At 43.1% G+C, this 18,382-nt stretch carries 17 protein-coding genes; 13 read left to right on the top strand and 4 right to left on the bottom strand.

Annotation, left to right across the window (positions count from 1 at the left end):
• The 3 genes from IJJ71_RS05845 to IJJ71_RS05835 form a co-directional block, all read right to left on the bottom strand.
• Positions 1-384, bottom strand: a 384-nt coding sequence (locus IJJ71_RS05845) for a 6-phosphofructokinase (RefSeq protein ID WP_296845896.1), incomplete at its 3' end; no start/stop codon positions are given.
• Between the two features lie 159 nt (positions 385-543).
• Positions 544-1,356 (bottom strand): gluconate 5-dehydrogenase, encoded by an 813-nt coding sequence (locus IJJ71_RS05840; protein WP_296845895.1) that lies wholly within the window; start codon positions 1,354-1,356, stop codon positions 544-546.
• A gap of 99 nt (positions 1,357-1,455) precedes the next feature.
• Positions 1,456-3,081, bottom strand: coding sequence for a hypothetical protein (locus IJJ71_RS05835; protein ID WP_296845894.1), 1,626 nt, complete (start codon positions 3,079-3,081; stop codon positions 1,456-1,458).
• Positions 3,082-3,223: 142 nt separating this feature from the next.
• Here IJJ71_RS05835 and IJJ71_RS05830 point away from each other — a divergent pair, with 142 nt between their 5' ends.
• From IJJ71_RS05830 to IJJ71_RS05770, 13 genes are all read left to right on the top strand, one after another.
• Positions 3,224-3,847 (top strand): tetratricopeptide repeat protein, encoded by a 624-nt coding sequence (locus tag IJJ71_RS05830; protein ID WP_296845893.1) that lies wholly within the window; start codon positions 3,224-3,226, stop codon positions 3,845-3,847.
• 305 nt (positions 3,848-4,152) lie between these two features.
• Positions 4,153-5,415 (top strand): TetR/AcrR family transcriptional regulator, encoded by a 1,263-nt coding sequence (locus tag IJJ71_RS05825; protein WP_296845892.1) that lies wholly within the window; start codon positions 4,153-4,155, stop codon positions 5,413-5,415.
• The gene (locus tag IJJ71_RS05820; protein WP_296845891.1) at positions 5,412-6,812 is read left to right on the top strand and encodes a TolC family protein; all 1,401 of its coding nucleotides are present in this window, start codon (positions 5,412-5,414) and stop codon (positions 6,810-6,812) included. Before IJJ71_RS05825 ends, IJJ71_RS05820 begins: the two co-directional genes overlap by 4 nt.
• Before the next feature lie 18 nt (positions 6,813-6,830).
• A complete protein-coding gene (locus IJJ71_RS05815) occupies positions 6,831-7,751 on the top strand; it encodes an efflux RND transporter periplasmic adaptor subunit (RefSeq protein WP_296845890.1) in 921 nt (306 codons plus the stop codon).
• 10 nt (positions 7,752-7,761) lie between these two features.
• Positions 7,762-11,046 (top strand): efflux RND transporter permease subunit, encoded by a 3,285-nt coding sequence (locus IJJ71_RS05810; RefSeq protein ID WP_296845889.1) that lies wholly within the window; start codon positions 7,762-7,764, stop codon positions 11,044-11,046.
• Complete coding sequence (locus tag IJJ71_RS05805; protein WP_296845888.1) at positions 11,033-11,359, top strand: PG0541 family transporter-associated protein; 327 nt, start codon at positions 11,033-11,035, stop codon at positions 11,357-11,359. The genes IJJ71_RS05810 and IJJ71_RS05805 overlap by 14 nt, the downstream gene beginning before the upstream one ends.
• A gap of 3 nt (positions 11,360-11,362) precedes the next feature.
• Positions 11,363-12,190 (top strand): cytidylate kinase-like family protein, encoded by an 828-nt coding sequence (locus IJJ71_RS05800; RefSeq protein WP_296845887.1) that lies wholly within the window; start codon positions 11,363-11,365, stop codon positions 12,188-12,190.
• 162 nt (positions 12,191-12,352) lie between these two features.
• Positions 12,353-13,135, top strand: a complete 783-nt coding sequence (locus IJJ71_RS05795) for a TatD family hydrolase (protein WP_296845886.1) — start codon at positions 12,353-12,355, stop codon at positions 13,133-13,135.
• Between the two features lie 181 nt (positions 13,136-13,316).
• A complete protein-coding gene (gene dusB, locus IJJ71_RS05790) occupies positions 13,317-14,312 on the top strand; it encodes a tRNA dihydrouridine synthase DusB (protein WP_296845885.1) in 996 nt (331 codons plus the stop codon).
• Positions 14,313-14,459: 147 nt separating this feature from the next.
• On the top strand, positions 14,460-15,482 hold the full coding sequence (locus IJJ71_RS05785; protein WP_296845884.1) for a M23 family metallopeptidase: 1,023 nt from the start codon (positions 14,460-14,462) through the stop codon (positions 15,480-15,482).
• 2 nt (positions 15,483-15,484) lie between these two features.
• Positions 15,485-15,892, top strand: coding sequence for a bactofilin family protein (locus IJJ71_RS05780; RefSeq protein WP_296845883.1), 408 nt, complete (start codon positions 15,485-15,487; stop codon positions 15,890-15,892).
• Complete coding sequence (locus IJJ71_RS05775; RefSeq protein ID WP_296845882.1) at positions 15,892-16,431, top strand: DUF327 family protein; 540 nt, start codon at positions 15,892-15,894, stop codon at positions 16,429-16,431. The genes IJJ71_RS05780 and IJJ71_RS05775 overlap by 1 nt, the downstream gene beginning before the upstream one ends.
• Before the next feature lie 17 nt (positions 16,432-16,448).
• On the top strand, positions 16,449-17,384 hold the full coding sequence (locus IJJ71_RS05770) for a PSP1 domain-containing protein (protein WP_296845881.1): 936 nt from the start codon (positions 16,449-16,451) through the stop codon (positions 17,382-17,384).
• Between the two features lie 65 nt (positions 17,385-17,449).
• On the opposite strand, the gene IJJ71_RS05765 is transcribed toward IJJ71_RS05770, so the two are convergent.
• Positions 17,450-18,181 carry a class I SAM-dependent methyltransferase gene (locus tag IJJ71_RS05765; protein ID WP_296845880.1) on the bottom strand — a complete coding sequence of 244 codons (732 nt, stop codon included), beginning with the start codon at positions 18,179-18,181 and terminating at the stop codon, positions 17,450-17,452.
• Positions 18,182-18,382: the final 201 nt, after the last annotated feature.

Below are 18,382 nucleotides of genomic sequence, written 5' to 3'. Positions count from 1 at the left end.
GGTTTTTGCGTAGTCAGACAGCTTTTTAATCGTGTCCATTGAGTCGTTTCCGCCGATGTAAAAGAAGAATTTGATGTCCAGCTTTTTCAGGATCTCAAAGATTTTTTCGTAGGTTGCTTTGTCTTTTTCGATTTCGGGGAGCTTGAAGCGGCATGAGCCGAGTGCTGAAGAAGGGGTGCGTTTGAGCAGGTCGATTGCCATTGTTGAGTTGAGCTTGTCGGTCAAGTCAACATATTTTTCATCAAGAAGACCTTTGATTCCGTTGCACATTCCGTAGATTTTGGCGGCTCCGCGGTCAAGGGCTGTTTTGAAAACTCCCGCAAGGCTGGAATTGATTACCGCTGTTGGGCCTCCAGACTGCCCGACAATTACATTTCCGTTCATGATTTTGCTCCTTTTTTAAAAAAAAGCCCCGCACTTACGCGAGGCATTGTGTTGTATTTCCCGCATGGATGCGGGAACAAAGGCAGAGAAAATTCTGTTTGCCGTTAGGTGAACAGAATTTTCTCGTACATAACAAAAAATACAAGGATGTATTTTTTGTTATGCAGGCTGCTTGCCAATGTAAGCCAAAATTCCGCCGTCTACATACAAGATGTGACCGTTGACTGCGTTTGATGCGTCAGATGCCAAGAATACTGCAGGACCTGCGAGTTCCTCTGGGTCGAGCCATCGTCCAGCCGGAGTTTTTGCACAGATGAATGAGTCGAACGGGTGTCGGCTTCCGTCTGCCTGTCGCTCGCGGAGTGGAGCTGTCTGTGGAGTTGCGATGTATCCAGGTCCGATACCGTTACACTGGATGTTCTGTCCGCCGTACTCAGAACAGATGTTGCGTGTGAGCATTTTGAGACCGCCCTTAGCTGCTGCGTAAGCAGAAACTGTCTCGCGTCCAAGCTCAGACATCATAGAACAGATGTTGATGATTTTTCCGTGGCCTTTTTTAATCATGCCTGGCAAAACTGCCTTTGAAACGATGAATGGAGCGTTCAAGTCAACATCGATAACCTGACGGAATTCCTCTGCTTTCATCTCAAGCATTGGGATTCGTTTGATGATTCCTGCATTGTTTACGAGGATGTCAACTACACCGACATCTTTCTCAATCTTTTTGACTGTTTCCTGAACCTGCTCTTCGTTTGTGACATCACAGATATATCCGTGAACGTCAGTGATTCCAGCTTCTTTGTAGTTTTTGAGACCGTTGTCGAGCTGTTCCTGTCCGCGGTCGTTGAAAACAATTTTTGCACCAGCGGCTGCATAAGCCTTAGCGATAGCAAAACCGATGCCATAAGAAGCACCAGTAATCCAAGCAATTTTACCAGTAAGGTCAAAATCTTTCATTTTGAATTCTGCCATGTGAAATCCTCCAAAGTTATTTTAAGGATATTGGACAAAACTGATAAAATCAATGAGAAAAACTGTTAGGTTTTTTACAAATTACGCACTATTTCAGAACTATCTTATCTGGCTTAGCGACTCGATGTATTTTGAGTTACGGATTGACCAGCTCTCCAGGCCTTTCTCGTTCATAATTGAAGATTTACGCCCTGACAAAGCAATTTTTTCATTTTCAAGCTCGTTCGAGAATGACATGAATTCTGTGTTGAGCCGCATGAAGTCCTGAAGATTCTGCTGAACCGCCACGCATTTTTTCTGGAAATCGTCCGGGAAAACCGCGAAATTGTTGAATGCGCCTGCAATTATGCCCTGGCCGTTGTTCAAATCGCCGAAAGTAAGTTCCTTGTCGTTGCGCAGAGTGACCATATTCTCGTTGTCCTTGTTGATTGAGACTACGAAATTTGCAAGCATGTTGCCTGTTTCCTGGATGAAACTTTCAAGAATTGCCTGAATGCCGTCGAGGGAAGCGTTCGCTGAGTTGATGAGATTGTCCATGTCGGTTACTGAGTCCTGAACGGAAGTGATTGCATCGTTCTTTGAGACTTCAATCTGCTGAAGGATTCTGACATGGTGCAGACGGCTCATTACCGGGCGTAAATTTTCGAAAACGGTGTAAATTGTTTTTGCCCGGCTGGTGATATTCTGGCAAGTTCCCTGCAAATCTTTTTGAACCAGCTGATAATTGCCGAATTCGCTGATCATTGCCTTGTATTTTTCGAGAATATTGGAAACCTGTCGTGCTATGTTGTTATTGCCGAAAGCGTGATTGTTGAGGAATCGTGACTCAAAATCCATTCGCATCGTATCAGCATTTTCCATGATTTCAACGACTTCCTGCCAGTTGCCCGCAAAACTTGAGCAGACCGTCGTAATCGCCGTTGAAACCTGAGAGAGAAAATCCAGTGCCTTTTCGTAGACTGAAATTGCGAAAGTGATGTAATCAAGCTCGTCCTCGTTGCATGTGCGAACCGGATTGTATTTGTTAAGCTCGTTGAAAGCCTTTGTGAGCGAGTTGAAGCCTGTTGAGAGCTTTGTTTTTTCGCCGAGGACAGATTTTGTATTTTCAATAGCCGGGTAGATTGAATCAACTTTTGCAGACATTTCTGAGATTGACGGGCCTACATTTGAAACCATTCTCTGGATGTCATCATTACATTCCGAGTCTTTTGAGGAAATTGACCGCTGGGAGTCGATGATGCCTGAAAAAATCGTTTTGAGCTGATTGATTTCTTCGAGGAGCTGGGCTTCTTCGCCGCTGAGTTTGTCCGAATAAATGAACATGTCCTTTGAAAGACGCTGCAAATTCTCGGTGATTTTACTGAATGCCAAGCCCTTTTCGCCAGATTTTACGGAAATGACCATTGCGTTGAGCGCGATAAGCTCCATCTGCTCCGAATCTTCTTTGACTTCGGCAATCATTTTGTCGAGTTCTTTTAAATCTTTGATTTTTTCGTTGAGTTTGTCAAAAATCGGGGTGTATTTTGCGCTGAAATCCGTCATTATGGCCGAGGAATTTGACGAAATGCTGCTTCCGATTGAATCGATTGTTTCCTTTAATTCCTGAAAACTTGTCTTATGTTTTTGGTAAGCCAGCTGAGGGAAAAGTGATTCAAGCTGAGCGAAAATTGAGTCAAACTTTGTGTTGATTGAAGTGATTTGAGAAAGTGCCGTAGTGACATTCATAGTTTTGTTCCCCGAAGAATTTAATTCTTTTAAAGTGATGTTAAGATTATATTATAATGGGAATCTCTAAAAATTGCAATTTTTAGAGATGACCTAAATTCAAATCATTGGAATTACAATGATTTTTTGCTATGCTTTGATTATGAAGAAGATTTTTTTTGTTTTTGCAATTTTCGTTTCATTTTTGCTTTTTTCCTGCTCAAAGCCCGGTGATTTAACTGTTCAGAGGGCAATGAAATCTTATCAGACTAAAGATTATGAAGAATCGCTCAAACTTTTTAATGAAGCCCTTAATGAAGAATCAAATTATTCTCCAGAACTGATTTATAATTTTATCGCAAGCATTTACCTTCAAATGGAAGATTTGGAGAACGCCGTCGTTTATCAGATGAAAAGCAACGAGCTTCACCCGGATTACAGGGGCTTAGTTTCGCTCGGAATGAGCCTGCATCTTCTTAACCGTGATTCAGAGGCCGAAGGAGCGTACCGTAAGGCGATTGATTTGATTCCCGAAAAAGGCGAGGCTTATGCAAGTCTCGGTGCGTTGTATCTTGGACAGGGAAGGGCAGATGATGCCGTACTGAACCTAAAAAAAGCCGCCGATCTTGAGCCAAAAATTGCCGTAATTCATGCGAATCTAGCCGTAGCCTACGCCGCAACCGGAAAATCCGCCGACTCCGAAGCCGAATTCAAAATAGCCGAAGAATTAAAGTGCGAAAATTTGGAAGATTTCTGTGACCGCGCAAAATCTATGCAAAAACAGTGAACCATGCTTTGGGGCAGCTAGAAGATGCAAAAAACGGGCGGAAGCGAGGTTGCGACACAAATCCACTTGAACTTTATGCAAAAACAGTGAAGCACGATTAAGATAGCTGGAAAATTCAAAAAAAATGGCTGGAGTCGTGGTTCTGACTCAAAGTCGCTTGAACTTGTTCACCGCGACTTTGCAGGCAGGTTCACGACGGGAAGCCATTTTTTTTGTATAAGACGGAAGACCTTAGAATTGTGATTTACTGTTGACTTGTTACCGAATGTTCGGTATATTTAAGTTACCGTCTGTTCGGTAACTGTATGAATAAAACTGAAAATTCTAAGCCAACAAAAGAACTTATTCTCGATGCCGCTTTCTCTTTCCTTGAAAAGCCGGGCTTTTCGTCATTCTCAATGAACGAACTGGCTGCAAAGGTCGGAGTCACAAAGCCAGCGATTTATCGTCATTTTAAAAGCAAAGACGCCGTTCTTGAGGCAATGGAAGACAGAATCGTTGACAACATGGCGGTTTTCCTCCGAAAAATCGGCTCAAAAGATATGATGATTGCAAGAAGTTCCCTTGCGGGGCTTATCGATTTTTTTTCTGCAAATCCACATCACATCAATTATTTCATCGCGCAAATGTCGTCTTCCCCGAACTACGAGGAGCATCTTTTCAAAAAATTTTACGCGCGCCAGGTTTCCTTTTATGAAGAGGGCAAAAAAGAAGATTATTTATCTGAGTTTCGCAATAATATGGAAAAATTCTCAAAGCATGTTTTTTGCGGAATGTCAATTTTCTTCTTCGTTAAGCTTCATGAGCGGCTTCTTCAAACAGAGCAGATTTCCAAACCTTCTGAGAATTTCGGTGAAAAAATCGTAGCCCTGATGATGGGTGGCCTTTGTGGAACAACTGATTCACAGTCTCAGCTTCATCCTGAGTCAATTTCTGAGGCTCGCAAAAAAGAGCTTTTTAATCTCTGTAAAATTCCAGACGAAACTTTTCCAAAGGAAGACAGAATTTTTTCAGCTCTCGCTTCCGTCATCGAAAAGTACAAGATTCCTGGTGTGACCGTTGAGCGGATTGCAGCCGAGCTAAACATGGCAAAAAGCTCGCTTTATGAATATTTCGATAACAAAAATCAGATGATTAAGTGCCTTATAAACAAGGAGCTTCAGCTTCTTCAGACGATAACTATCGAAAATTCCGTGGAAGCAAAGAATTTCACTGAATATGTTTATATCGTCATGGCTTCCGAAATGGAATATTTCACCCACAGGCCTTCTGTTATTCCGATTTCAGGCTGGCTTCTGATGGGCGGTGAAAGCATTTCTGAGATGGAGCGGCAGAACTGTGAGGAAGAAAGTGATGTTGCCCCCTGGGAAAAACGGCTTCCAAAACGGATTGATTCGCCAGAACTTGGCTTTTCTTATTCGCCGGAAATTATTACTGGCTGGATAAAATGTCTTCCTGTCGCGCTTCTTGTTGAGGCAAAAGGCAAAAATTTAAGCATGGAAAAACGCATGGAAAGCTTCATGCACACTATAGATTTTATTTTGTACGGTATTGGAGGAAATAAATGAGAAAATCAGTAAAAAAGTTTGCAAGTCTGATTTTGATTGGATTTTCATTCAGCGCATTTGCTCAGAATAAAGAAAATTCCAAAAACTCGGAGGTCGTAAAACTCTCTATAGAAGAGGCCGTTGATTACGCGCTCAAAAACAGCCGCACCCTCAAAAGCAACGACATTGACCTTGAGATAAAAAAGAGGGCATCAAGCAATTCATGGAATGTATTTTTGCCAAATGTCACGGCAAGCGGAACGATGAAAAGAGAATCTGAAATAAGTCCTCAATATGCAAGTGCAGGAATGACAGATTTCCCTGATGAAGAATCTCGCTGGGATGTAATCGGTTCTGTTTCTGCAAGCTGGAATTTCACTCCAGCCTACATCGCGCAGATTAAAATCTCAAAAGCGCAGTATGAGGCCGGAAAAATCAGCTGGGAGCAAAATCTCCGAGAGACAACGACAAATATCAAAAAGGCTTATTATGGTCTTCTTTTGCAAAAAGAAAGCCTTAAAATCAAAAAAGCTTCCCTTGAAAATACCCGCCAGCGAAGAATTCAGGCTCAGGCAAACTTCAAGAACGGTTCGATTCCTGAACTCCAGTATTTGAAGGCTCAGGTTGACTATGAGAATGCCAAGCCGGAAGTTGATACAGCGGAACAGGCTTTGAATCAGCAGATGGATTTGTTTGAATTTTTGATTGGAATGCCTGTTGGAACCAAAATCGAGCTTACGAGCACAATTGAGCCGCTTTATATTGATGTTACGGCTGATGAGCTTCTTGAAAAATATTCGGACAATGACCTTCAGATTAAGGCTCTTGAAAAGAACAAACTCGCCGCAAAACTTGGAATTACAGCCCTCGATCTTTCGACATGGGTTCCGGCACTTTCTGTCAGCTATGGATGGCAGCCGATGTATGTGGACGGTGCTTCAATGGGGCTTGCAAAAGGAAACGCGAAGGCTTTTGGCTTTACGGGCGACATTGGCAAGGATGAAAAATGGTACAACTCAGGAAGCCTTTCACTCACGCTCGCCTGGAACATCACGAATATGCTTCCGTGGTCTAGCAACCGCCAGAAAGTAAAAGATTACAAACAGCAGCTTGCACAGCTCGACCTTTCTTTGCAGACGCTCAGGGAAAATCAGAAAGTTCAGGTCCGCAAGGCTGTAGATACTCTCAATCAGGCACGGGAGCAGATTGAATCGATGGCACGAAATGTCACTCTTGCGCAGAGAGCCTATGACATGACAGTTCGCTCTTACCGAAACGGAACTACGGAACGACTTGATTTGCGCGATACGGAATCTTCGCTCGATCAGGCAAAACTTGGTCTTGTCAATCAGAAATTCCAGTACATCTCGGCTCTGATGGACTTGGAAAACACATTGAACACAAACCTTACGAAGTAAATAAACTGGAGGAAATATATGAAAAAATCGATGAAATCTGCGGTCACGATTGCCTCAATGGCAGCTGTTCTCACATTTATGAGCTGTGGTCCTAAAAAGGCCGCAAAAGAAGAGTCAAAAGAAGTTGAAACTCTTTATGCCGTCTCAACATATAAAACTGTTGCAGGAAATCTTGATGACTACCTTGAATTCGGTGGAGATGTTGCATCTGTCAACGAAGTAATGGTTTTGCCGGATCAGGCCGGAAAAATAACAAATGTGCTTGTTAAAGTCGGCGATATGGTCAAAAAAGATCAGACAATTGCCTATGTAAACCCGCTTCGTGTTGGAGTTGTCTATAACGACAGCCCTGTAAAAGCTCCAATCAGCGGAAGAATCACTTCTCTTCCGGTCACTGTAGGCTCAACTGTCTCTCAGTCATCTTCTGTGGCAAAAGTTGCGCGCACTGATGACCTTGAAATCAGAATTGCGATTGCCGAACGCTTCATCAGCCGAATTTCAAACGGTCAGAAAGCAACTGTTACATTTGATGCTTATCCAAGCGTTGAATTCGGTGCAAAGATTTTTGAGGTTAGCCCTGTTCTGGACACAGCAACACGAACTATGGGCGTAAAATTGCGTCTCAATCCGCCTGACAGCCGTGTAAAAGTCGGAATGTACGGACGTGTCAAGCTTGTCACAGAAAGCGTAAAGAATGCAATCGTTCTCCCGATTTCTGCACTAGTTACCCGTGACGGCAAGGATTATGTTTTCGTTGTCACAACTCCAAAATCTGGCAAAAATGCGGCCGTCGTAGGCCTCAAACCTGTTATAAGGGGCATTCTGGTGGACAATCAGGTTGAAATCACAAAAGGTCTTGAAGCGGGCGAAGAAGTCGTCATCAAAGGACAGACCTTGCTTAATGATGGCGCAAAAGTCAACGTCGTTTCGACAAAATAAGAGGTGTTAAATGACTATTTCTGAAAGATGTGTAAATAAGCCGACAACGACATTCCTGGTCTTTCTGATGTCAGTTTTGCTCGGTATTTATTGTGTTTTTAAATTACCCGTAGATATGTATCCGGACATGGATTTGCCGTATATGATTGTCTACACTCAGTATTCCGGGGCAGGTCCTGAGGAAGTTGAACAGAGCCTTACGCGAACCATGGAAAGCTCTCTTTCAGGTCTTTCTGGCCTTAAAAAGCTGCAGTCTCGCTCAATGTCTGGCGTCAGTTTGATTATTCTTGAATTAAACTATGGCGTAAACCTTGATGCTACGGCGAATGAAATCCGTGATAAAATTGATATGGTGCGAAGTTATCTTCCTGACGATGCAAGTTCACCGATTACAATCAAAATGGATCCCGCAATGATGCCGATTATGATGCTTTCATTGCGTGGAAGCCGAACGCCGGAGGAACTTCGTACTTATGCAGAAGATGTCGTTCAGCCGCGACTGGAACAGCTTGACGGCGTTGCTTCGGCAAATGTTTCTGGTGGACGAGAACGCTCAATCAATGTTGATATTCCGCGAGACCGTCTGGAAGCTTACGGACTTTCAATCTCAACTGTGGCACAGCTCATCGGTGCCCAGAACATTCAGTCATCAGGTGGTACAATCACTTCCGGCGATACAAACTATACCATTAAAACAAGCGGTAAGTATCAGTCAATCGACGACTTAAAAAATACCGTTATTTCCTACAAGCCGTCTTCTGAAGGTCAGATTCGAACAATCCGATTGCGTGATGTTGCCGATGTATATGACGGCTACAAACGCGAGTCAACGCTTGCATATATTGATGGCGAACCTTGTGTTGTCATCATGGTGCAGAAGCAGTCTGGAAAAAACTCCGTAACGGCGGCAAAAAATGTCCGAAAGACGATTCCTTCCATTAAAAAGGAACTCCCCAGCGATGTTGAGCTTGTAGAGACTTCAAATACCACGGATATTATTGAGCAGACAATCAATGAAGTTGTAAAATCAGTTATCCAGGGTGCTTTGCTCGCAATTGCCGTACTGATTATTTTCCTTCGTTCATTGAAATCTACTATTATTGTCGGCCTTTCTATCCCTATTTCAGTATTCATCACGCTCATGCTTATGTACTTCCAGGGATTAACCTTGAACATGGTTTCCCTTGCAGGACTTTTGCTGGGTATTGGTATGTTGGTCGATAACTCAATTGTCGTTCTTGAAAACATTTATGCTTACCGGCAGCGGGATGCAAAACCACGCGTGGCATCAATTCTTGGTTCTCAGGAAATGGTCATGTCTATTACAGGTTCCACGCTTACTTCAATCTGTATTTTCGCACCGATGCTTATGTTCAAAAAAACTTTGGGTATCATGGGACAGATGTTTAATGATTTGGCATGGACAATCATCTTTTCCCTCACTTGTTCTCTTCTCGTTGCTATGTGTCTGGTTCCGGTTTTGACTTCTAAGTACCTCAAAATCGATAAAATTGACACGACGAAAAAAGGCGAGGGAAAATTCGGTGAAATTATGTATGCGATTAACGGCGCATTCAATACATTCTTTGCCAAACTTGATGAGAAATATGCAAAAGGCGTATCTTTTGTTCTTCATCACAGAAAAGCAAGTCTTTTCATTCTTTTTGCGGCCCTGATTCTTTCCTTTGTTTCAATTAAGTTTATCGGATTCATCTTTATGCCGACTTCTGCGGCAAACTCTGTCGCTGTTGAATTCACGCTTCCTCAGGGAACAAAGCTCGAAATTACTGACGACACAATGCATGAATTCGAAAATATAGCGACCCAGGAACTTACCGGCGTAAAATATGTTACGATGACGGTTGGTGGAACCAGCGTTTTCTCTGCAGGTTCTGAGACTAACAAAGGTTCAATCACTTTTTCACTTTATCCTCCAAGCGAGCGTCTTCCTGGTTATGACAACGAGAAGACAGCAAAAGCTAAGCTCCGCAAGCATTTTAATGATTTCCCGGGTGTTGATATGGCATTTTCAGCCGGTGCAAATCAGGCATCATCTTCAAGCGACATCAATATTACGGTTAAGAGCGATGATTTGAAACTCGTTCGTGAATATGCGGCGATTGTTGAAAAAATGCTGAAGGAAAAGGGCGGTGATTATGTCCAGGAAGTTTCATCTGATCAGGAAGAAGGTTTGCCGGAAGCTACGATTACAGTGAATCGTGAAAAAATGTACGAATTTGGCTTAAACATCCATTCTGTAGGTTCGGAAATTCAGGGTGCAATCAATGGAACTACGGCAAGCCGTTACACTGACCGCGGTAAGGATGTTGATGTTGTAGTTCGTCTCGCTGAAGCAGATAAAAAACGTCTTGATGATTTGGACTCAATTTCCGTGATGAATTCTCAGGGGCAGAGAATCCCGCTTTCAAGTTTCGCAAAATATGAGGAAACGACGGCTCCTGTTACTATTTATCGTGAGAATCAGGCCCGAATCGTTCATGTTACGGCAAATCGTCTTGACGGAATGTCTCTCGGTGTTTGTCAGGAAGGTGTAAGAAAATTGCTCGCTGATAATATTCCGAAAGAAGACGGCGTTACGGTTCAGCTAGGTGGCTCAATGGAAGAATTGGTTGAGATAGGCCTTAACTTCCTTATCATAACATTGATGGCAGCTCTTTTGGTCTTTGTTGTTATGGCTTCACAGTTTGAATCGCTTCTGGATCCGTTTATCGTCATTCTTACGATTCCGCTGTCATTTATCGGTGTTATCATGATTTATGGACTTACAGGGACACAGCTCAATCTTATTACGATTATGGGTATGCTGGTTCTGGTCGGTACAATCGTAAACAACGGTATCGTTCTTGTAGACTACACAAACCTGCTCCGTAAGCGTGGTATGGAACTTGAGGAAGCCTGTGTTGAGGCCGCCCGAAACCGCCTCCGTCCAATTCTTATGTCAACTTTGACAACTGTAATTTCTCTTGCTCCGATGGCATTCTTCCCTGGCGAAGGCTCTCAGTCAATGCAGCCGATTTCTCTTACGGTCTTTGGCGGTATGACTTTTGGTTCTATGATGACGCTTTTCATAATGCCGACTATTTACTTCATCTTTAACAACCGAAGATTAAAGAAAGCAGAAAAGAAAAGAATGAAGAAACTTGTAAAAGAGGGCAAGATTAATCTGGAAGCTGAAATGCAGAAAAAGCGTTCTGAAAAGAAGCGTGCAAAACTCGAAGCAAAGGCCGCAAAAGCCGCAAAAGATTTGGAGGACTTTAACAATGGGTTATCTTGAGAATATAAAAATTCATGCCGGCGTACAAAAAAGAATTGAGATTATCTTTTCTCAGGCCGTTGAGGAAGACTTTGTGGCTGAGTTCAAGGAACAGCAGGTCGGACTTAAATACACAAAACTGGCGAATGTAATGGGCGCAGGATTCTCAAACCCGCGCCTGGGCGATGCAATCTGGCCTCAGCTCAACATGATGTACATAATTTATTGCAGCGAGGAAGATTGTGCCAAAATAATTGCAATCGTTGAAAATTTGCGTGAAAAGTACATGGGCGAGGGAATTGCCTGCTTCGTTAGTGAATCAACGGAGGTGTAGCTTATGGCAATAGTCACACTTACAAGGCAGTCTGGCTCCTACGGTGACGAGATTGGAATGCTTATTGCGCGCAGACTTGGCTATACCTTTTACGACAAGCACGAAATTGAACGGCGTATTATCGCAAAAGGTTTGCCAAAAGAAGAATTCTTGAAATACGATGAGCGGAAACCGCGTTTTCTTGATCGCTTTGCAAAAAACCGTGACAAATATCTCAATTATTTGAGCGCGGTCGTCCTTGATATGGCCAAAGAGGGCAACAGTGTCATCATTGGCCGGGGGGCATTCCTTTTTTTGCACGATGTTCCTAATCATATTGCGCTCAGGCTTGTTTCTCCTTTGGAAGCAAGAATAAAGCATATAATGGAAATAAAAAACATCGAGAACGAAAAAACTGCACAAATTCTACTCGAAAAATCTGACAAGCGAAAGGTTGCGTTTTACAAAAGCTGCTTCAAATATGATTTGGGGAGCAATAATTTGATTCATGCGACAATCAACACGGAAATGGTAAATCCGGATATGGTTGCTGAAATGGTTGTTGCCGGAATCAAAAATAATATTACTCCAGAAATCGAAGAAGCAGGTGAAAGGCGAGTTCTGGAACTGATTCTTGCACAGCAGATGGCGAATAAACTGATTTTTGAGCACGGACTTCATATCGATGAACTGTGGGTTGTCGTTCGGGATAAAGAAATTTCTTTGAGCGGACTCACAAGTTTCCATGCGACAGTGGAGCGTGCCGAGACAATTCTGGAAAGCGAATATTCTGGTTACAAAGTTGTTTCAAAAATCAAGTGCGTTCAGGACAATCGTTTTAGCAAAGCATAAGTTTTTTCGGGGCATTAAATTGATTTTGCCCCGATTAAAATTTGACAGTTAGCATTTTCTCTGCTATCCTATGTGTTAGACAAAAATATTGTTTAATAATTGTGAATCTTCATCTACATCTATGAAGACTCTTAATCATCACATCTAATTTGGAAGAAAGCCATGCAGTTTTTTGATACTCACGCCCATATCGGGCTCATTTATGAGGACCCGATTGAACAGTTACGCGTTATTCAGCAAGCAAAACAGGCTGGGGTTACGCGTATTGTAAGCATTAATAACAGTCTCCACGACTTTAAAAAAGTCTATCCTAATATCAAGTCTATGCCTGGAGTTTACCATGCGGTTGGTGTTGCGCCTGTCGAAGTTATGAATCCTGGCAAAGATTGGATTCAGACGATCGAAGACGGCCTCAAGCTGCCAAATGTAATTGCTGTCGGTGAATGTGGCCTTGATTACTACAAGCAGTTTGGTGACAAACGAATGCAGACAGAGCTTTTCATTACACAGCTTGAAATCGCAAAGAAATACGACAAGCCTGTAATCATTCACAGCCGCGAGGCAGGAAAAGATGTGTTCGACATCCTCAAAGAGCGTATTCCGCCGGCAGGAGCAATTCTTCATTGCTATGGCGAAGATGCCGCTTATGCAAAAAAATGCCTTGAAGCAGGTCTCAATGTTTACTTCTCATTCGCGGGCAATCTCACTTACCGAAACGCAAGAAATTTGCATGAGACAGTCCTCAACATCCCGACAGACCGCATGTTGATTGAAACAGAAAGTCCGTTCATGGTTCCTGCAGAATTCCGTGAGCGCAAACGAGCTATGCCAGCATATCTTCCTTCAACAGCACGATTCTTGTCAGAAATGCTTGAAATTGATTTGGAAGAACTCAGCAAGATTTTGTGGACGAACAGCTGCAAGATATTCCGGCTGCCAGAATAGAAAATTAATTTTATTTGCTACAACAAAAAACGGTTTCCCGTCGGGAACCTGTCCCGAACATCGCAGTGAGCAAAGCTCAGGCGAATTCGTGCCAGAACCCCGACTCCAACCGTTTTTTGCATTTATCGGATAATGAGAATTTTCAGTCTGTCAATCGTAATCGGCATAAAAACATAGAATAATGGAATTATATCACCCTGTAAAAATCGGTAAACTTTCTCTTCCGGGGAATTTGTTCCTTGCTCCTGTGGCGGGATATTCTGACCGTGCTTTTCGCTCAATTTGTGCGGAGTGCGGGGCGGATTTTGCCTACACCGAGATGGTAAGTTCTGAGGCTCTCACGCGAAACAACGAAAAAACTGAAAATCTCATGGCTCGCGCGCCAAACGAAAAGGCTTATGCCGTGCAGATTTTTGGCGGCAATCCAGAAACAATGGCAAATGCTGCACGAATTGTCTTGGAGCGTACAACTGCTGAGTGCATTGACATCAACGGTGGCTGCCCTGTTCCAAAAATCATCAAGTCAAACGCAGGAAGCGCACTTACTCGTGACCCGGAGCATCTTTACAAAATCGTAAGTTCCGTTGTCGAGGCGGTTGAGGGAAAAGTTCCTGTCACCGTAAAATTCCGGCTTGGCTGGGATGCAGAGCATATTACATGGAAGGAATGTGCCGAATCCGCGTTAAAGGCTGGGGCTGCTGCAATCACTATGCACGGCCGCACTCGCGCTCAGGGCTATGAAGGCAAATCTGATTGGAATGCCCTTGCCGAGCTTGTAAAATTCGTACACGAAAAAACAGACTCAAAAATCCCTGTGTTTGGAAGCGGAGACGCATTTACGCCGGAAGATGCAAAGCGAATGTTGGAGCAGACTGGGGTTGATGCCGTGATGTTCGCCCGCGGAGCAATGGGAAATCCTTTCCTTTTCACAAAAACACGAGAATTCCTCACGAAAGGAACGATTTCGGAAGTTCCTGTTGAAAAGCGGATTCAGGCTGGTTTCCGGGAACTTGCTCTTCTGGTTGAAGACATGGGCGAGCTTTCCGCTTGCCGTGATGCCCGCAAAAGGTTCTGCGCATATTCAAAAGGGCTGGAAGGTGGAGCTGCGCTCCGCAAAGAAATTGTCGCCGCCGAAAGTGTTGCTGATTACAAGACGATTTTTTCAAAATTTTTATAAAAAATCAAAAAAAGTGAATAATAGTGCATTTTTTTAATGCCGATGTTATAATAGAGAGACTATGCTGTTTGACATTGTTTCCCGTGTTGTGGTATATTTTTAGGAATTATCGGAAGATAAATTTCCTACCAAAATCTGGAGAAGACATTGGCAAGAACAAGACATTATAAAAAAATTGAAAAGAATGTTGTCTCGTCACTTTTGCACGGCTTGCAGAGTTTTATTAATTGTATCGGTCGTTTTTTTGTCAGGGCTTTCCGTGTCTGTGACAGCAAGCTTACAATCATGATTGTTCCGCATTCGCAGAGCAAAGTTATTAACTTCCGCACAAATGTTTTCGCACTCGCATTCGGCATCATTCTTGTAGTCGGAATCGTATCATCATTCATCTACTTCAAAAAACAGGATTCAGGCATCCGTGAGGAACTTGCCCGCTCAATGAAGGAAAACCGCGAGCTTCTTGCAAGTTTTGACGAGCTTCGTGATGAAAACAACAATGTTCTCCAGACAGCAAAACGCTTCCGCTCATCACTTTCTCAGACACTTTCCCTTCTTGGAATCAATCAGTCAAGCACAGTCGCAAAAGCATCTGTTTCTGACAGCGATTTGAATTCCCTTTTTGATACAAAAGATTCAGTTTCCGGCTCTACAAAAGAAGCTTCTGATATGCGACAACTTTCTTCTTATTTAGAAAGCGCGATTCAGCCAATTGAGCAAATCGGTAAAATGCTCGAAAGTCAGGAAACGCTTTTTGCTGACATCCCGAATATTTGGCCTGTTCGTGGCGGTATCGGTCATGTTTCACAGCCTTTCGGTCAGACAACTCACCCAATCACAGGCAACTGGTACATTCATAAAGGCTTGGACATTTCAACATGGCGAAGCGGCGACCCAATCCTTGCTACTGCAAACGGTCAGGTCGTAACAGTGGCTTATGATTCTGGTTTCGGTAACTATGTCATCATCAAACACAAGCACGGAATTTACACCCGCTATTGTCACATGGCTTCAACCAGAGTCAAAAAAGGTCAGTTCGTCTCTCAGCGTGATGTAATCGGCTATATCGGCAGCACTGGCATTTCAACAGGTCCACACCTTCATTATGAAGTTCACATCGGTTCTGATGTAGTTGATCCTGCAAAATATGTAAACATTAAAGTCGCAAAATAAATATGGCATTTTTAACAGATGATATTTCAATCAACACGATAATCGGTCTTGGCTCTGCTGTCTCTGGTGATGTTCATGCAAACGGTTTTATCCGGGTTGACGGTGACATTGACGGAAATTTGGAGTCTACAGGAAATATTATCATCGGCGACAAGGCACGCATCAACGGAAGCATCACGGCTCTTTCTACTGTCGTCGGCGGAATCGTTTTGGGCGACATTTATGCTCCGAACGGAATCAAATTGCTTTCTTCATCAGCGGTAATCGGCGACATCTCTACAAAAAAACTTGAAATCGAAGAGAATGTCATTTTCCACGGACACTGTATTGCCCTAAAAAATGAAGAAGAATTCAATCAGGCGGCGGAAAGATATTCAAACGAGCGTACAATCCGCAGTAAGGCAATTTAATGGCGGAAGTTTCATCTGTAACACAACCCGGTGCTCAATCGCTTTATTTCGCGGCAACACAGGCGGCTTCCCAGCAACTGGCTCAGCAGGCAAAAAAAACTGAAAAAAAACAAAAATCTTCCTTTGCAAGTTCTTTGAGCGCGCATCAGGAAAAAGCTCAGCTGATGTCAGCAGGGCTTCCTGTTGAGCTGGCCGGAATGAGTGAAGAAGAGGCGATTGTTTTTCTTAAAGACGAGATGGACATGGCCGGAGACGAGCTAAAACTCCGCCAGAATCTTGAAGCAATGGAAAAATATCGCAAAAAAGTCAGTCAATTTATGAAATATATTGTGAAAATCAATTATAATTTCATAACGACTCGTGAGCAGAAAAAACTTAGGTCAGGGCGTGTTATCAAACCGATGTATCAGATTCAGATTATAGACCAAAAACTGAATCAACTTGCATCGGAAATGCTGATTCTTCATGGAGCGAACTTAAATCTTCTTGCTAAAGTCGAAGAAATTCAGGGCTTGATAATCGACCTGATGGCGGAGTAATAAGGAGAATTGCAAAAATGAGCGACATTTTTGAACAAGATATAAGCGAAAGCGAAGAGGACATCTCAAAACTTGAAGATGCGGAATATAAGCCTTACGAAGAATCCGAGGACGAGGAGCATTTCGTTTACCCGAAGATTCTTTATCTTGCAAGGCTAGAATATTCGAGCGAAGGTGTTTATGTCACTGTTCCCGAAAAATTTGAAGAACTTAAGGGCGGTGACAGAATCATTGTTCCAACCCGCTACGGAAAGGACATGGCTCTTGTTCTCGGCCGCACAAAGCATCCGGTCGGGCTAAAATCAAGCGACATCGTAAAAGTTGAGCGCAAGGCAACTGATGAGGATTTGGAAAAATTCAACGAGCTTGCCGCAAAAGAAAATGATGCGTTCAAAACTTTCAAGGAAAAGGTCGCTGAGCACGGCTTGGACATGAAACTTGTCGCTGTTCATTTCTTGCTTGAGGAATCAAAGGCTCTTTTCTTCTTCTCTAGTGAAAACCGCGTTGACTTCCGTGAGCTTGTAAAAGATTTGGTCAGCGTATTCAAAATGCGTATCGAGCTTCGTCAGATTGGCGTGCGGGATGAAAGCCGAATTACAGGCGGCCTGGGAGTTTGCGGACGGCCATATTGCTGCCATTCAATCCGCGATAAACTTCCGCCAGTTTCAATTAAAATGGCAAAAGAGCAGAATCTTTCGCTCAATTCAACGAAAATTTCTGGTCAGTGCGGGCGATTGCTTTGCTGTCTCAGCTATGAATACAATTGGTATGCCGAAGCGCGCAAAAAACTTCCGACAGAGGGGTTGCACATCTATTACGACGGAACGAATTTCCGAATCACAGATGTAAATCCAATCAAGCAGATTATAAGAATGTTGAGTGAGGACGGAAGACTTCTTGAAATTCCTGCGAGCCGTTTTGTTAAGGACAATGGCAAGTGGAGCATAAAATAGCCAGCGGGCAAAAATAAAAGATTTGGAATGAAATCGGGGCAAGTTTTGATTTGCTCCGATTTTTTTTAAGAAATGACTACAAGCAATTCATCGGATTTTTGGGTGAATTCGCTCCTGTCAAAACCGCCATAGAACGACAGTTTTGTGAATCCGACTTCTTTTGCGTATTGCTCGATTTTGTTTTTTGTGAGCGGCAGAATTGGCGCATCTTCGGTGACAACAAGCCTTTTGCCGTTGCCTGTTTCAATCTCCTGATGCATGATTTTTTTGCCTTCTGCATTCGTTGTGATTTTTGTGAAAAGCCTGACCCTTATGCTTTCGCGGACAGGAAGCTTTACGCTCGGCTCTCCGTTGAATTTGTCAAAATTTGGCAGGGTGAGGATGAGCTTGCCGCCTTTTGCCAAAAGCTGCTTGCAATCGTAGAAAAGTTTTGACATGAGCGTGAGATCGTGCGTGAAAATGATGCGGTTGTTCGGAATGAGGATGATGTCGTAGAACGCTTTTCCTAAAAACCGGCACATTTCAAGGCTCGACATCTGGAAAAACCTTAGCGACATGAGCTGGGTGCGTCTTTTGCGGTTTGCTGATTCAATGAGAGATGTGACTGTCTCAAGGCCGGTTACATCAGCTTCGCCTTTCGCAAGATAATGCTCAAATGTACCTGTTCCTGCACCGATGGACAGATATTTTACGGGAGAAACGAAGTTTTTTGCTTCTTCTGCATAGAACTTTTTCAATTCATCGCTGGTGGGATACAACTCATCATAATATTCAGCGATATTCTCATACAACTCCATTATTTAATGATAAGTCTGAAATCTTAAAAATGCAAGCAAAACTCTGTTCTGAAAAATACAAAGCCAGGGCATCCGCATTAAAATAACTTAATGACTCTATCCAGATAATCTTCGCATTTATCGCAAATGTGCTGCTTTTGAGAAATTGTAATGTTTTTGGATTTTATGACATCCGAAAAATCTGCTTGCTTCAGAAGATTC

The organism is Treponema sp. (assembly GCF_017430385.1).
Lineage (GTDB): Bacteria > Spirochaetota > Spirochaetia > Treponematales > Treponemataceae > Treponema_D.
The sequence above is the reverse complement of the archived record's forward strand: the minus strand, read 5'-3'. Positions and strand labels throughout refer to the sequence as shown.

What these genes read in the sequence shown, in the direction of transcription:
- IJJ71_RS05830 (WP_296845893.1), top strand. Translation starts at nt 3,224, where the DNA reads ATGAAGAAGATTTTTTTTGTTTTTGCAATTTTCGTTTCATTTTTGCTT.
- IJJ71_RS05840 (WP_296845895.1), bottom strand. Translation starts at nt 1,356, where the DNA reads ATGGCAGAATTCAAAATGAAAGATTTTGACCTTACTGGTAAAATTGCT.
- IJJ71_RS05835 (WP_296845894.1), bottom strand. Translation starts at nt 3,081, where the DNA reads ATGAATGTCACTACGGCACTTTCTCAAATCACTTCAATCAACACAAAG.
- IJJ71_RS05805 (WP_296845888.1), top strand. Translation starts at nt 11,033, where the DNA reads ATGGGTTATCTTGAGAATATAAAAATTCATGCCGGCGTACAAAAAAGA.
- IJJ71_RS05795 (WP_296845886.1), top strand. Translation starts at nt 12,353, where the DNA reads ATGCAGTTTTTTGATACTCACGCCCATATCGGGCTCATTTATGAGGAC.
- IJJ71_RS05815 (WP_296845890.1), top strand. Translation starts at nt 6,831, where the DNA reads ATGAAAAAATCGATGAAATCTGCGGTCACGATTGCCTCAATGGCAGCT.
- IJJ71_RS05765 (WP_296845880.1), bottom strand. Translation starts at nt 18,181, where the DNA reads ATGGAGTTGTATGAGAATATCGCTGAATATTATGATGAGTTGTATCCC.
- IJJ71_RS05780 (WP_296845883.1), top strand. Translation starts at nt 15,485, where the DNA reads ATGGCATTTTTAACAGATGATATTTCAATCAACACGATAATCGGTCTT.
- IJJ71_RS05825 (WP_296845892.1), top strand. Translation starts at nt 4,153, where the DNA reads ATGAATAAAACTGAAAATTCTAAGCCAACAAAAGAACTTATTCTCGAT.
- IJJ71_RS05810 (WP_296845889.1), top strand. Translation starts at nt 7,762, where the DNA reads ATGACTATTTCTGAAAGATGTGTAAATAAGCCGACAACGACATTCCTG.
- IJJ71_RS05770 (WP_296845881.1), top strand. Translation starts at nt 16,449, where the DNA reads ATGAGCGACATTTTTGAACAAGATATAAGCGAAAGCGAAGAGGACATC.
- dusB (WP_296845885.1), top strand. Translation starts at nt 13,317, where the DNA reads ATGGAATTATATCACCCTGTAAAAATCGGTAAACTTTCTCTTCCGGGG.
- IJJ71_RS05800 (WP_296845887.1), top strand. Translation starts at nt 11,363, where the DNA reads ATGGCAATAGTCACACTTACAAGGCAGTCTGGCTCCTACGGTGACGAG.
- IJJ71_RS05775 (WP_296845882.1), top strand. Translation starts at nt 15,892, where the DNA reads ATGGCGGAAGTTTCATCTGTAACACAACCCGGTGCTCAATCGCTTTAT.
- IJJ71_RS05820 (WP_296845891.1), top strand. Translation starts at nt 5,412, where the DNA reads ATGAGAAAATCAGTAAAAAAGTTTGCAAGTCTGATTTTGATTGGATTT.